Genomic DNA, 13,359 nt, shown 5'->3' on the forward strand with positions numbered 1-13,359 from the left:
GGCTGCCGCCGTTATCCCTAATCTGGACTGGCAGCGAGACACCGCTCTCGCGTCACCAGGCACTCAAGTGAGGGGTTAGGGTCATGTCGAATATCTCGAAAAAAGTCGTTCTGATCACGGGCGCGAGCAGCGGAATAGGCGAGGCGACAGCGCGTCTTTTAGCCAGCAACGGTGCACATGTCGTGCTCGGGGCACGTCGCACGGAACGCCTCGAAATACTCTGTGGGGAGATCAACGCGAGCGGCGGAGTCGCACACTTTCAGGCGTTGGATGTCACCCGTCGAGCCGACGTACAAGCGTTTGTGGATTTTGCGCTAAAACTGCATGGCCGGGTCGATGTGATGGTCAACAACGCCGGGGTGATGCCGCTGTCGAAACTCGAGGCGCTGAAAGTCTCTGAGTGGGACCAGATGATCGACGTCAATATTCGTGGCGTCTTGCACGGTATCGCGGCCGGTTTGCCTTTGATGCAACAACAGAAATCAGGCCAGTTCATCAATATCGCATCGATTGGTGCCTACACCGTCAGCCCGACGGCGGCGGTCTACTGCGCGACCAAGTTTGCAGTGCGCGCCATCTCGGAAGGATTGCGCCAGGAGGTCGGCGGGGACATTCGTGTCACGGTGATTTCGCCTGGCGTTACCGAGTCCGAACTGGCCGAGAGTATTTCCGACGAAGGCGGGCGGGCCGAGATGCGCGAGTTCCGCAAGATCGCCATCCCTGCAATGGCCGTCGCTCGCGCTATCGCTTACGCCATTGAACAGCCCGCCGATGTGGACGTCAGTGAACTGATTGTCCGCCCAACTGCCAGTGCATTCTGAACGGAGGACTTGAACATGACAGTCAAGAAATCCGCTGATCAGGATAAGTACGTCGGTATGTGGGTCACGGCGGACGGGCTCATCCGGCATGAGCTTTTAACGGGTGGTCGATACGATGAAGCCCGGGGCAGGAAGGTGAGTGCCTACCAGGGCCGGTATTGGCTGGAAGGTGACCACATTGAGTACGTCGACGACACCGGCTTCACGGCTGATGGTGAGTTCCGCGACGGGATTTTGTATCACGCAGGCATGATTCTTTATCGCGAGATGTAGAAGCCTGACACCGCAGTGGCGGGTGCTCATTCGAGTTTGAGCGAGCACAACCGCCATCAATCATCGACTATTACGGCTGTTATTTTTGTACATGATCAACAACTCGCCGCACCTGACTCAACAGGTGATCGACATCCTCGGCGGTGGTTGCGAATGACGTGACAAAACGAACGATGTTCGGTCCCCAGCGATCATGGTAGAACCCGAACCCGGCCCGTAGCAGCGCTTCGGTTATTGCCGGGTCCAGCCGACAGAACAGGATGTTCGCCTCAGTGCCGCCGAGCACGTCAACGCCGTTCAGTCCGGCAAGCCCTTGCGCCAGGCGCTGGGCCGCAGCGTTGGCCTGGCGTGCATTGCGCAACCAGAGGTCGTCAGTCAGATACGCATCGATCTGCGCCGAAAGAAAACGCATCTTGGAGAAGAGATGACCTGCGCGCTTGCGCCGGTAACTCATCTCGGTGGCGAGCGAGGCGTTGAACAGGACGATGGCTTCCGCCGCCAGCACACCATTTTTCGTGGCACCAAACGACAGGGCATCCACGCCGGCCTTCCATGTCATTTCTGCAGGAGAGCAACCCAGCGACACCAAGGCGTTGGCAAACCGTGACCCATCCATATGGAAGCCAAGGGACGATGACTTGCAAACGTCGCCGATGGCTGCGATTTCGTCGAGAGTGTAAGTGCTGCCGACTTCGGTGGCCTGAGTGATGCTGACGCAGGCAGGCTGAGTCGTGTGCACGTCGCCGACTTTCTCGCGAGTCCGCTCGCGCAGTCGGGTGATGTCCAGCTTGGCCGATGGGCCATCGATGGTCATCAGCTTCGCGCCGTTGGAAAAGAACTCGGGCGCGCCACATTCATCGTTGTTGATATGACTGGCCGGATGGCAATAGATATTCCCCCAGGGTGGAGTCATCGTGCTCAGGCACAGGCCATTGGCGGCGGTGCCGGTGGGCACGAGAAAGACCTCCACGTCGCGCTCGAAGATCTCGCAGAACTTGCGCTGGACCTGCGCCGTCAACTCGTCTGTGCCATAGGGGCTCGCCTGGCCCGTGCTGTGTTTGACGATGGCTTGCGCCACCTCCGGCGATGCGCCTGCGATGTTGTCACTTGAAAAACCCAGAGCGGGCGGTCTGTTTGTTTCACCGTTCATCATCCAGTTCTCGGCTGTGCGGGCGAAGGTGTTTCGCCCGGATTGGCGCATCCTATGGAGAGGGACGGTTGTCGCGCTTGTAAAAAATTGACGGTCGTCTGATGGCTTATGCCCTATGTCCTGTAGCGGGAGGGCGCGACGCCAAATGCCTGTCGAAAGGCGCGATTGAAATGGCTTTGATCGTAAAAGCCGACAGCGTGGGCGACCTCGATGATCGGTTGCCCGCTACGCGACAACAGGCCACAGGCCCGTTCGAGACGCAGGCGAAGCAGCCACGCGTGGGGCGTCATGCCGACGGTCCGCTTGAACTGCTTGAGAAACGGGAAGCGGCTCAGCCCACACAATCCAGCGAGATCATCGAGGGTGATTCGCTCATCGATGTGGCTGAAACAATAGTCCCTGACGCGAGACCATTGCAGGGGGGAAAGCGTGCCTGTAATCGTTTCGGGTTTGATCGCCCGTGACTGGCTCAACAGGTGTTCAAGGAGGGTGATCCATTGTGTCTGCACCGCGAGGCTGCCGGGTCCAACGGCCTGCTGCATCGCTTCGTGCAGCCCGCGCAGGTGGCCGACAAGGCGCGCGTTGTCCAGCAACACACTGGTCAACTCAAGCTCTCTCGGTCGACCGCTGATCTCCTCGGCCAGATTCGCAACCAGCGCCTGCGAAAGGCGAAATGTCTTGAGCGTATAAGTGCCGCCGCCCTCGGACACACCATCGTGGATTTCACCCGGCGGCATCAGGGCAATACTGCCCGGACCTAAAAGAAACGACTCGCCTTTCGATCGATGACGCTGGATGCCTTCGGTGACAAAGCCAATGTGGAAATCGAGGTGGTAATGGCGGTCGAAACCGACATTCGCAAAGCGTGCGGAACCCAGCACCAGGCCTGGTACTTCGGACACGTGATGGTACTTGGCGTGCTCAGTCATGGAACCCGTACGACAATTGGCGAGGAGGGCAGGGACGCACAAAGTTTAGGTGCATAAGAGGTGTAGATCTATGGGTTGCCAGCAATTGGCGCCCTCACGCTATCAACGACCCCATCTCGCTGGCCAACAGCGTCGCCGGTCGACAGCCGACGCAACAATCGCCACTCGCTATCGATACACCACTGGTGCGTCTGTCGTATTCATTTTCTGGATCACCAACCCGATGAACGCCGACACGGCGAGTGGCAACTGCCGGCGGGTCGGATACAGCACGTTCAGGCCGTAGCTTTTGGGTTGGTATTGCGGCAGTACCGGGACAAGCGTCCCGGCTTCCACCTCAAGCCTGGCCATCACGGGCGGCAGCAGCGCGATGCCGAGCCCGGCCACGGCGGCCTTGCGCAGTGCCTGGGCGGTATTGCCGCTGAAGCGCCCGGCAACTTGTACTTCTTCCTCGCCATTGGGACCGACCAAACGCCATGTGGTGTGGCCACCTGGATGCGCGGAGATCACACAATCGTGGTTCGCCAGGTCCTGCAACGAGCGAGGTGAACCACGCGTCGCAATGTAAGAGGGACTGGCCACCATCCCGACGCTGCGCGGGTCAAGGATCTGACGGCCGACATAGCCTGAGTCGCGCAAGGGTCCGCCGCGAAAGGCGACGTCGATCTGTTCTGCGATCAGGTCGGCCTTCGCATCACTGAGCACGAAGTCCAGCCGCACGCGCGGGTGCGCGGCCAGGAACTCGGTCACCCACGCCATCTGGAAAAAGTCGAAAAAGTCGGCTGGAGCCGCCACACGCACTAGTCCACTGGGTTCGTTACTGCCTGTCATCAACTCCTGTCCTGCTTCGAGCAGGCCATCGACGGCTCCCACGCAACGCTCATGAAAGCCCTGGCCAGCACTGGTGAGCGTGAGTTTGCGAGTGGAGCGTTGCAGCAGCCGAGTGCCGAGTTGCGCTTCGAGCTGCTGGATGCGACGACTCACGGTATTGGGTGGCATGCCCAGCCGTCGTGCCGCCTCGGCAAAACTGCCGCTGCGTACTACCTGCACAAACATGGCGATGTCGTTGAGGTCGATCATGGCGAGGCATTCCTGGCATTGGTGGACGAGTGCAATCCAATTGTATCGACTAATCAAGTAATCGGTCCGGCCCTATTGTTCAGGCATTGGGCCGCGAGGCTCCCACTCTTCTGTGAGTAATCTTCATGACGCTGCTGCAACAACCTCTCCCCGGTATCGCCTCCGGCGCTACCCGCGCAATCAGCTACCGCACCACCGGTAGCGGGCATGGCGCGATTGTCCGGTTGATGAGTCCTTCCGATCTGGGCCACCTGATCAAGCCATTTGTTTTCCTTGACCTGTTTGAAGGTGATTGCTCATTCATCAACGGCATGCCACTGCATCCGCACTCGGGCATCGCCACCGTCACGGTCATTACCGAGGGTAATTTGCGCTTCGAGGATGCTGATTCGGGTACGGGGATGATTGACTATGGCGCTGTCGAATGGATGCGTGCCGGGGGCGGGGTCTGGCACGGCAAGGAAATGTCGGTAGGCACATCGAAGCGGATTCAAGGCTTTCAACTGTGGGTTGCACTGCCGCCGGCGTTGGAAAACGCGAGTGTCGATAGCCAATACCTGGAGTCAAGCGTGATGCCTGAAGTGGGGCCGGCGCGCGTGATTCTTGGAGCGTACCAGGGTGTCCAAAGCCCGGTCCGCGCTCCCGCCGGCATGAACTACCTGCTGGTCACGCTACCCGCCGGGGAGTCCTGGACCTATGTTCCACCCAGTGGGCACACGTCATTGTGGTTGAGCGTCAGCCGCGGTTCCCTTTGCGCGCCAGGGGTGGTCATGGCGGGAGAAATGGTCATCTTCGAACCAGGTAGCGGTGCCGTCACGCTCAAGGCCATGCACAAAGATGCGGTCTTCGTGATCGGCTCAGCGCAACCTCATCCCTATGATCTTGCGCTGGGAAACTACTCGGTACATACCAACCCGCAAGCCTTGCGTGCGGGGGAGGCGAAAATTGCCGAGATTGGCGCTCGGCTGCGTGAGTACCTGAAAAAACCAAACGAGTCAGCCAGCGTGCCGGTTTTCAAGTAAACCAGGCGTCCGGTCGCTAAAGCCCACTGAACATACTGATGATCACGGCATTGACCAGGTCAATGAAAAAGCCACACACCAGCGGCACGATCAGAAAGGCCTGGTGGGCCGCACCGTATTTTTGCGTCACGGTCGACATGTTGACGATGGCCGTCGCCGTGGAGCCGAGGGCAATCCCGCCGAATCCGGAAGCAATCACACTGGCTTCATAATTGCGCCCCATAAAGCGGAAGACCACAAAATACGTATAGACGACCGTCAGCAGAATTTGCAGGGTCAAGGCGCACAGAATGAACATCAGCGCGCCGTTGAGTTGCCATAACTGAAGCCCCATCAGGGCCATGGTCAAAAACATGCCCAGACAGATATCGGAGATCAGCGACAGACCCAGGCTGGCGCCGCTCCAGGTTTTCAGCCGCTGATCACCGATCACGGCGAGAACGATGTGGTGAATGACGATGCCCGCGAACAGGCAGCTGACGAACTTGGGCAGGGTGATGCCCGCATCGACCAACAGCAGGTTGAGTCCGTAGCCGAGCATCAGCGTCAGATTGAGCCACATCCACGCCCAGAGCACGTCGTAGTAGTCCATTGGCTTGCTCGGTTGTTGCTCGAAAATGCCGACTTCCAGCGCCGCATCTCCGGAAGGCGTCAGATGGTGACGACGTATCAGTCGGTTGGCGATCGGGCCGCCGATCACGCAAGCGGCAATCAGGCCGACGGTGTTGCTGGCCATGCCCAGTTCATGCGCGTTACTGATTCCCAGTCTGTCGACGAATAGCGGTGCCCAGGCCAGTGTGGTGCCCGCCCCACCCGTAAGGGAAACGGAGCCCACCATCAAACCCGCCTTGGGCGCGAGCCCAAATGCCTCGGCCACACCCATGCCCAGCGCGTTCTGCAGAACGATGAACACAGCGGCGAGCACCAGCAGGATCAGCAGCGGCAGTCCTCCCTTGAGCAGTTGGCGCATGTCCGACTTCAAGCCAATGGCTGCAAAGAAATACAGCAGCAGGGTGTCGCGAATTTGCAGATCAAATTCGATCTCGATATTGAGGCCGAAGTAAAACAGGGTCGTCACCGCCGCACAGACAAAGCCGCCAACCACCGATTCGGGAATACAGTATTGACGGAGCAAGGCGTTGCGCTGGACAAGGGTTTTGCCGAGGAAAAGCAGGAGGATGGCGAGGGTGAAACTCACGAGACCGTGAATCGGGAAGAGCTGAGGAGTCATTCAAGGCCTACCTAAAAATATGAAAAATCATTATCAGGATTCGGTCGCTCAGTGTTTAGACCTGAGTCAATGAACGGTGGATTCAGCAAATGCAAGCCTGGCTCGTCCAGGCAGCTTCCCAATCACCTGATGTGTCTGTGTGCCGGGAGTGAGGACAGCCTAGCCTAAACTCCGGGTTGGCATAGGCTGCCATCATGCTCCCGATGGCAAATCAAACGGTTGAATTTAGCGCTTGATCAGAGAAATCTTCGTTCCCTCGATACTGACCCCCGCCATCAATCCTTGCTGGTCGAAGATGAACGCGTAGGCATCGTCTTTCAGTGTCGAGCTGGACAGGTTCTTCGCAACCCCTGCATCCACTAACACAACTGTTGGTCCTACACCGATTTCCCAGCCCTTGGTATCGGTTACATATTTCACGGCTTTATCGGTCATCAGGAAAACCACGTAGCCATACGACTGGGCGCCGGCCTGCAGCCCCCAAGAGCCGGTGACGGAGTTGTAGTAATTCTCGACTTTCGAGCCTTTCATCAGTACGCCTTCGCCATAGCTGCCGCCGAACACAAGACCCGCCTTGATGATGTTCGGGAAAACAAGCACTGCTTTGGCTTGGTGCGAGATGGTTTCGGAAAAAGGATTGGTCTTGTAGAGCGTTTGCAACGCTTGTCGAGAGTCGGCATTCAGATCCTCGGCGGTGGCCGCCCCTGCATTGTTCAGGAAACCAACCGATGCCAATGATGCCGTAGCGAGGAAGATCGACAGGAAGAACCGCATTGATTGAGTCATTTGCGTACTCCGCTGAGGGAGCATTGGAAGAGAACAGCGGCAAGCGCCTGCGCCAGGCAGGAACCGAACCCGCTGAGGTTGTCCGGCGCACCCTGAAGTGTGTGATTTTCAGGCATCGCTCTTGAATGAAGTTGGTTTGCGGCCTTGGTCTGCGGCCTTGGTCCGCGACCACTGATCATTTGCGATGCCATCGACTGTTATGACAACTGCGTAATGGCCGGGTTCGTTGTCAGTTCTGCTTCTGACCGATACAGGTCAGTGTTCTTATGTTTTTCGCAGACGAGCGTTCATTGATCTTCAAGAGTCTTGATTCAGGTTGACTGACTTCCTCAGGGCGTGAAGCTGCCGGTCATTGGTGTTCATAAAATCAGGTGGTGATTCACTTTTCCCACTGGATCAAAGCCAATACAGGATAGCAGTGGACCACAACCAACCGATGCTGAGGGTGATGGTGAGGTAGATCACCACAAGCATCAGAGGCTGATTCCACATGACACACCTCCCATAACCGCTGTTTTTACATGGGTGCCTGGTAAGTTGGGAGCTCGTATGAGCAATAACGCAATAATCAAGCCATTTGAGTGAAAGACGCTGGCCACCAGCCTTGGGCCTTTAGCGCTGCGTTCCAGGCTACTTCCTTCAGACGAAAGCTGACCCTAAATCTCCCCCCCACAAATGGGATTTCCCAGTTGTGGGGGAACATTCGTCCGGTTGTCACAGCATCCGCGCTGCTCCTGGATCGGCGGGCACTTCATCGAGCCAAACGAGCAGAACACACAGCAGTCACCGGGATTTGGGCGCAGCAGAGTCCTGCAATTGCCACATTCGTAAAAAAACTGACAGGCATCTGTGGGCATGGCTTCCTGCTTGGCGAAACTGCAATGCGGGCAGGTCAACACGGATTCGAGGATGACGGCGCTCATATCTGCCTCATTTGTGCACGGTGGAGGGATAGCCCGCATTCGTCGTCGCTTTGACCAGCGAACCTTTGCCGATTTGTTGAACCATCGTCTTCTCCATTGAATCGATCTAACCTAGAGTCACTCTACACTCCGTACCTGGGTACAGAATCAAGGGGCGTGTGATGGTGACAGGAATGAGTATCGGCAGGTTGGCGGAAGCTGCCGGGGTGAACATCGAGACTATTCGCTATTACCAGCGACGCGGCTTGCTGGATGAGCCACCAAAGCCGCTCGGTGGTTATCGGTGCTATCTACCGGAGCAGGTCAAACGGCTGCGCTTTATCAAACGGGCACAGGCGCTGGGATTCACGCTGGATGAGGTGGGCGTACTGCTGACGCTGGATGCGGCCTGCACTTGTAGCGAGACTCGGGCACTGGCCGTGCATAAGCTGGCCCTGATTGAGCAAAAGATGGCCGACCTTGCAGCAATGCAGCAGGTGCTGGGCGGACTGGTGCGGCAATGCGATGTTGGCGGCGGAACCGCTTGCCCTATCATTGATGCGTTGAACGAGGAGTAATGTTTAGTTTTTGGGCACCATGCACAGACGCCAGGCCAGCACCTTCTTCACATCGATGTCCATCCCGCAGTGGTACTCGACGGCCGGGACATGCGCGCCGGGTCCTTGCAGGCCGTTCTGGTCGAACACACTTGGCGCGAGACTGGAAATCACGGCACTTACTACTGTGGCCATGTTCATTTACCGGACACGTCAGAGCGCTCCAAAGGTCAGCTCCATCGCCAGTGCAGCGGACAATGCCAGCATAATCAGCAACGCAATAAACATCAGGCTCAACTGAGCGAGCTGCTTGTAAAGGGTCATCGGCCTTTTCGTGATTCGAGCAATTGATCTATCAGTGGAAGCCATCACCAATTCTCACTTTTGCGCGGAGCACGTAATAGCTCCAGAAGGTGTACATCAGAATCACCGGCGGGATGATCTTCGGCCAGAGGCGCACAGGGGGGGCTTGACCTGAGTAGCAAGGCGATGGAGCTGCATGATGGTGTCGCGCGTTTCATTTTTCACCCCTCGCGTCATGCCGAATCTGGCAAGCTCCGCCGTCTCCATGATGTCCGGGACGACAGCTGTTGTGGGTACCACGGGGGGAAGCAACTAATGAGCCATTTCAATAGGGCGAAGAAAAAGTTCAAATCAATTAACAAGCTGATTCTGAGTATTTCAAGCGAGGGAAAGGGTTAGGGGGGGATATTCCTCAAATCAGGTGGTAAACGCCCGGTTGGGTGGGTGTAATGCCCCATTTATGGAGATAGTAGCGGCGCCATCGAGGTTTTTTGTTTCGTGCAGGCGCACCTGTCCCGTAAGTGGCGGATCTTGAAATGTGTAGGAGCGAGCTTGCTCGCGATAACCCCGAGACCGCCGCGGGGCACCTGCCAACCAGCGTCATCGTTAACGATCATCGTCGGATCGCCGCCCGGAGCGAGCTCGCACCTACAGTCGGTCAAAACAGGTTCATTTCCTATGAGCGATCTGGATTGCTATCTGCAAGCCGTGGCTCGCGACAACACCCGTCGCAGCCATCGAACACTTCGAAGTCACGTGGGGCGGTTTTCTGCCGGCAACCGGCGACAGCGTGGCGCGCTACCTGGAAGCCGCCAGCGGCGTCGCCAGTTCGCTGGACATCTTTTACAAGCGCGATTTCTGAGAGGGGCCACACACCAGCGACACCCGCTCATAGTTCAGCGCCTTATTGCGTTTCGGCAACGCATAAGGCGCCTCACACCGTTGGCCCTGCCAGTTGATGATGAGGGTGCCTACGTCTACTTCAACCAACGCCAGTGCCTTGCCGCCAGGGTCAGAGATTGCTAACTGCTTGCCAGTACTGTCCTCGAGCGCAGCGCCAAACGGGATTGGCTGGTGCCGGGCGTCGAACAAGGCGAACTGCACGCGTCGCCCGGTCTTGCTGGCGTAACGTGCCAGCACTACTGCACCACGTCGTGGCACCACTTGCCGGGTCGCGTTTTCGATCTCGATATCGCCACCCAGATCACGGGTGTCCAGGTTGATCCAGTTCACGCGATAGGGCTGCGCGTTGGGCACCACCGCGAAGCCGTTACTGGCGGTTTTCGCCCCGGAGAAACTGCCGATTTTCACGCCTTCCACCCCTTCGACCTGTGCCAGTGCGAATGTCTCGCCCACGGTTTGTCCCAGGTTGATCCCGCCGGCATGGCCCACGACCGAACCTGCCAGGTTAAGGTTCTGCGAGTTGTACCCGCGTCCCTGGCTGTAGCCGGCACTGATGTCCATCACCGAAGTGCGGGTGCTGAGGTTGACCGAACCGGTGCCGCCGCCGGTGCTGCTGTTCCCGCCTTGTACCGAGTAATAGGTGTCGCTGTCTTCTGACAGATAGCCGTTGATGCCCATCTGGGTGGTGTCGTCGCCTTTCTGCGTGCTGGCGGACACAAAGGCCCGTGGTGCACGGGGCTTTGAGCCCAGCGGGAACGACACGGACAGGTTGACCAGCGTGTCATTGTTCGACGGCCCGTAGTTGCCGACATCCTTGGAGTACGTGGCCCCGATGTTGTAACTCAGATCACCCCAATAGTTGCTGTAACCCGCCGACAGGCTTTGCGAACCGCCGCGCCCCCAGTAACGCTGGTCGCTGGCGTTCACGTAGAGGCTGCCATATTGCTGGTTGCGCCCCAGGCTCTGGTTGACGGTCAGGTCGGTGCGGGTTTTCGAGTTGCCGGTGCGTTTCTGGCCATCGCTGCTCAGTTCCTCGACGTGCTCGGTGAGGGTGCGATAGCCCTCGGTCGAGTAGCGGTAGGCGGCGAGCGTGAAGTTGGTGTCGGTGCTGGTAAAGGTCTTGGCATACAGGGCGCGCAAGCTGTTGCCCTTGTCCGCCTGACCGAAGGTGCGACTGCTGGAGTGGGTCACGTCCAGCGAGACAGCACCGATGGGCGTGTTGCGACCCGCACCCACGGACAACGCCTGGAAATTCTCCGTCGCCTGTACCCCGACGATCCCGGACAGGTTGCTGCTGACGCCATAAGCCAGGTTGCTGCTGACAAACTGCGGTGACTTCTGATCATCGCTGTTGCTGTTGTACTGGCCGGCCGAGACGCTGTACTTCAACTGGCCCTGGCGCACCATGATCGGCAGGCTGGAAAACGCTTGCACCGTCACCCGGCGCCGACCATCGGCTTCGATAATCGTCACTTCCAGGTCACCGTTGGAGCCGCTGGGGTAGATATCGCTGATCTCGAACGGGCCCGGCGGCACATTGGCGGTGTAGAGGATGTAGTTGTTCTGGCGAATCTCCACGGTGGCGCTGGACTGCGCAATGCCGCGGATGATCGGCGCATAACCGCGCTCGCTGTCGGCACGCATGCCGTCGTCGGAAGCCAGTTTCAGGCCGCGATAGCGCACGCTGTCGAACAGGTCGGTATCCGAGAAAATATCCCCGGCACTGAACTGGCCCTTCAAGGCGGTCACGTCATGTTGCAGGTAGCTGCGGTTGCTTTTGAAGGTGCTGGGGCGGCCGGTGCTGCTATTGAAGTTCGATTCGTTACGCAACCGCCAGGCGCCCAGGTTGATACCGTTGCGCACGCCGACGTTATTGGACAGAGTGTTTGCAGCCTGGGTGCTGTTACGGCTGCTGCTCAACTGGTAGTTGATAAACGCTGCGGGCACGCCTTCGTCCCACAAGGCCGGGTCGACATAACCGCGCCGGCCGCGCTCCATGGCGCGTTGCGGCACGCTGACCATCAGACGCAGGCGCGGCACGTCGTAACGCACGTAGGCGTGATCGATCAGCGCGGGCAGGTCGATGCAGGCGTTCGGGTCATCGCCGACAAGTTTGCCGGTGGCTTGCAGTTTGCCAATGTCGACACCCAATTGCTGCACCATCTCCCGGGTCAGACAGGCCTCGACCTTACCCGTGCCGGGGTTGCGGCGGAAGTCGATATCGCGACGGCCGACCAGGGTCTCGTTGCCGTATAGATCAACGCGGTAAATACCGGGAAGTACGCGACTGGTGGCGAGCAGTGATTGCAGGTCGACAAAGGACGATGCGCCTTGCAAAAACGATGTATTGAACTGTTCATCGCTTTCGGCCAGGCAGGCAGAACTGAAAACCAGGGCAATCGATAAAGGCGCCAATCCGTCGCGCTTGAGTAAAAACATGCAGGAACCCTATATCACCTCCGATACGAACTAACGGAGCGAAGAGAAATACAGTGAAAGTGCGGCTGTGAAAGCGGCACGCGAGTTATGGGGATTCTTTATTCAAACTGGCCCTGGAATCGGCGCTGTTGGAAAGTTGCGCGCCATAACGGTCTTGCGCGCCATAGTCATTAATGCTGCTAAATAACAAGCGTGGTGTATTGGCGTGGTGGAGTTGTTTGAGACTGAACTCTTTTCGTTCGCCGGGTGCGATCATCATCGAATCAAAGGGGTGTTCGCTGAGTGCGCCGGATTGCAGCGTTATATCGGCAATCGACACATGATACTGTCCGGGGTTATTCACCACTAGAGTGCTCTTGCCGGCGCGCTCGGCCAACCGCCACGTCAATTCGGTCGGCGCAAGATAGGCGTTGTTTTTCAGTCCCGCCGGGCGAAAGAACACCTTGATGCGCTGGCGCACGGCAAGCTGCAATGTGTTCTGGGTTTTCGCCGCTTGAGGGATTTCCTGCACGTTGAGCCACACCACCGACTCCCGGTCAGTCGGCATGCCCGTGCCTTCGTAAATCACCCGCAATATTTGCTGTTCGTCGCCGCTCACGCGCACCAGTGGCGGCGTGACGGCAAACGGTACAGCGCTGGTTTCGCTGGTATCGGTGTCGATCCAGGACTGGATCAATACATCTTCACTGCTATTACGCACGGTGATACCGGCTTCCTTGTGCTGGCCGTCGAATACCAGGCGTGTGCTGCTCAATGAAATTCCGGCCGTTGCCGGGGTAACCACTAGCAGGCTCAGCAGGCCTGCACAGAAGAAGAGTGAATGACGATAAAACATGATGGCTACCGCGCAAGTGATTGAAAGCGCGGGGCCAGTCGGCCCCGCACTGTGCTCGAGTGTTCGCGCGGGTTATTCGTATTGCAGCGTGAACGGCAGGGTGGCATCGCCACGACCGGCAACGGCCG

Annotated in this window: 12 protein-coding genes and 1 pseudogene; 4 read left to right on the plus strand and 9 right to left on the minus strand. The window is 58.1% G+C overall.

The window, feature by feature from the left end; translation table 11 throughout:
- Positions 1-83 precede the first annotated feature (83 nt).
- Complete coding sequence (locus PMI29_RS00050; RefSeq protein WP_008004811.1) at positions 84-821, plus strand: SDR family oxidoreductase; 738 nt, start codon at positions 84-86, stop codon at positions 819-821.
- 15 nt (positions 822-836) lie between these two features.
- Positions 837-1,094: an Atu4866 domain-containing protein gene (locus PMI29_RS0130560; protein WP_033052808.1), complete on the plus strand. Its 258-nt coding sequence runs from the start codon at positions 837-839 to the stop codon at positions 1,092-1,094.
- A gap of 79 nt (positions 1,095-1,173) precedes the next feature.
- Here PMI29_RS0130560 and PMI29_RS00045 read toward each other — a convergent pair whose 3' ends face one another.
- From PMI29_RS00045 to PMI29_RS00035, 3 genes are all read right to left on the minus strand, one after another.
- A complete protein-coding gene (locus tag PMI29_RS00045; protein ID WP_238541711.1) occupies positions 1,174-2,247 on the minus strand; it encodes a threonine aldolase family protein in 1,074 nt (357 codons plus the stop codon).
- A gap of 110 nt (positions 2,248-2,357) precedes the next feature.
- Positions 2,358-3,146 (minus strand): AraC family transcriptional regulator, encoded by a 789-nt coding sequence (locus PMI29_RS00040; protein ID WP_238541712.1) that lies wholly within the window; start codon positions 3,144-3,146, stop codon positions 2,358-2,360.
- 195 nt (positions 3,147-3,341) lie between these two features.
- Positions 3,342-4,253: a LysR family transcriptional regulator gene (locus tag PMI29_RS00035; RefSeq protein ID WP_008004815.1), complete on the minus strand. Its 912-nt coding sequence runs from the start codon at positions 4,251-4,253 to the stop codon at positions 3,342-3,344.
- Between the two features lie 125 nt (positions 4,254-4,378).
- On the opposite strand from PMI29_RS00035, the gene PMI29_RS00030 reads away from it, so the two are divergent.
- The gene (locus PMI29_RS00030; protein ID WP_008004816.1) at positions 4,379-5,275 is read left to right on the plus strand and encodes a pirin family protein; all 897 of its coding nucleotides are present in this window, start codon (positions 4,379-4,381) and stop codon (positions 5,273-5,275) included.
- Between the two features lie 16 nt (positions 5,276-5,291).
- Here PMI29_RS00030 and gltS read toward each other — a convergent pair whose 3' ends face one another.
- The 3 genes from gltS to PMI29_RS32800 all read right to left on the minus strand — a co-directional run bounded on the left by gltS (position 5,292) and on the right by PMI29_RS32800 (position 8,215).
- Positions 5,292-6,506: a sodium/glutamate symporter gene (gltS, locus tag PMI29_RS00025; RefSeq protein ID WP_008004818.1), complete on the minus strand. Its 1,215-nt coding sequence runs from the start codon at positions 6,504-6,506 to the stop codon at positions 5,292-5,294.
- 225 nt (positions 6,507-6,731) lie between these two features.
- Complete coding sequence (locus tag PMI29_RS00020; protein ID WP_008004820.1) at positions 6,732-7,292, minus strand: YSC84-related protein; 561 nt, start codon at positions 7,290-7,292, stop codon at positions 6,732-6,734.
- A gap of 656 nt (positions 7,293-7,948) precedes the next feature.
- On the minus strand, positions 7,949-8,215 hold the full coding sequence (locus PMI29_RS32800; protein ID WP_008004824.1) for a GDCCVxC domain-containing (seleno)protein: 267 nt from the start codon (positions 8,213-8,215) through the stop codon (positions 7,949-7,951).
- A gap of 161 nt (positions 8,216-8,376) precedes the next feature.
- On the opposite strand from PMI29_RS32800, the gene merR reads away from it, so the two are divergent.
- Entirely contained in the window at positions 8,377-8,772 is a 396-nt protein-coding gene (merR, locus tag PMI29_RS00015; protein ID WP_008004826.1) for an Hg(II)-responsive transcriptional regulator, read from the plus strand.
- A gap of 36 nt (positions 8,773-8,808) precedes the next feature.
- Here the strand turns inward: merR and PMI29_RS31840 are convergent.
- From PMI29_RS31840 to PMI29_RS00005, 3 genes and pseudogenes are all read right to left on the minus strand, one after another.
- Positions 8,809-8,952: pseudogene (locus tag PMI29_RS31840) on the minus strand (DUF2790 domain-containing protein); the annotation flags it as partial.
- 945 nt (positions 8,953-9,897) lie between these two features.
- Positions 9,898-12,396 carry a fimbria/pilus outer membrane usher protein gene (locus PMI29_RS00010; protein WP_008004833.1) on the minus strand — a complete coding sequence of 833 codons (2,499 nt, stop codon included), beginning with the start codon at positions 12,394-12,396 and terminating at the stop codon, positions 9,898-9,900.
- Between the two features lie 85 nt (positions 12,397-12,481).
- On the minus strand, positions 12,482-13,231 hold the full coding sequence (locus tag PMI29_RS00005) for a fimbrial biogenesis chaperone (protein WP_008004835.1): 750 nt from the start codon (positions 13,229-13,231) through the stop codon (positions 12,482-12,484).
- Between the last annotated feature and the right edge of the window lie 128 nt (positions 13,232-13,359).

This window comes from Pseudomonas sp. GM49 (assembly GCF_000282355.1).
Classification (GTDB): domain Bacteria; phylum Pseudomonadota; class Gammaproteobacteria; order Pseudomonadales; family Pseudomonadaceae; genus Aquipseudomonas.

Bases quoted from the DNA above. Each gene is read 5' to 3' on its own strand.
- PMI29_RS00035 (WP_008004815.1), bottom strand. From the start codon at position 4,253: ATGATCGACCTCAACGACATCGCCATGTTTGTGCAGGTAGTACGCAGC.
- PMI29_RS00030 (WP_008004816.1), top strand. From the start codon at position 4,379: ATGACGCTGCTGCAACAACCTCTCCCCGGTATCGCCTCCGGCGCTACC.
- PMI29_RS00020 (WP_008004820.1), bottom strand. From the start codon at position 7,292: ATGACTCAATCAATGCGGTTCTTCCTGTCGATCTTCCTCGCTACGGCA.
- PMI29_RS32800 (WP_008004824.1), bottom strand. From the start codon at position 8,215: ATGAGCGCCGTCATCCTCGAATCCGTGTTGACCTGCCCGCATTGCAGT.
- PMI29_RS0130560 (WP_033052808.1), top strand. From the start codon at position 837: ATGACAGTCAAGAAATCCGCTGATCAGGATAAGTACGTCGGTATGTGG.
- merR (WP_008004826.1), top strand. From the start codon at position 8,377: ATGGTGACAGGAATGAGTATCGGCAGGTTGGCGGAAGCTGCCGGGGTG.
- PMI29_RS00045 (WP_238541711.1), bottom strand. From the start codon at position 2,247: ATGATGAACGGTGAAACAAACAGACCGCCCGCTCTGGGTTTTTCAAGT.
- PMI29_RS00010 (WP_008004833.1), bottom strand. From the start codon at position 12,396: ATGTTTTTACTCAAGCGCGACGGATTGGCGCCTTTATCGATTGCCCTG.
- gltS (WP_008004818.1), bottom strand. From the start codon at position 6,506: ATGACTCCTCAGCTCTTCCCGATTCACGGTCTCGTGAGTTTCACCCTC.
- PMI29_RS00050 (WP_008004811.1), top strand. From the start codon at position 84: ATGTCGAATATCTCGAAAAAAGTCGTTCTGATCACGGGCGCGAGCAGC.
- PMI29_RS00005 (WP_008004835.1), bottom strand. From the start codon at position 13,231: ATGTTTTATCGTCATTCACTCTTCTTCTGTGCAGGCCTGCTGAGCCTG.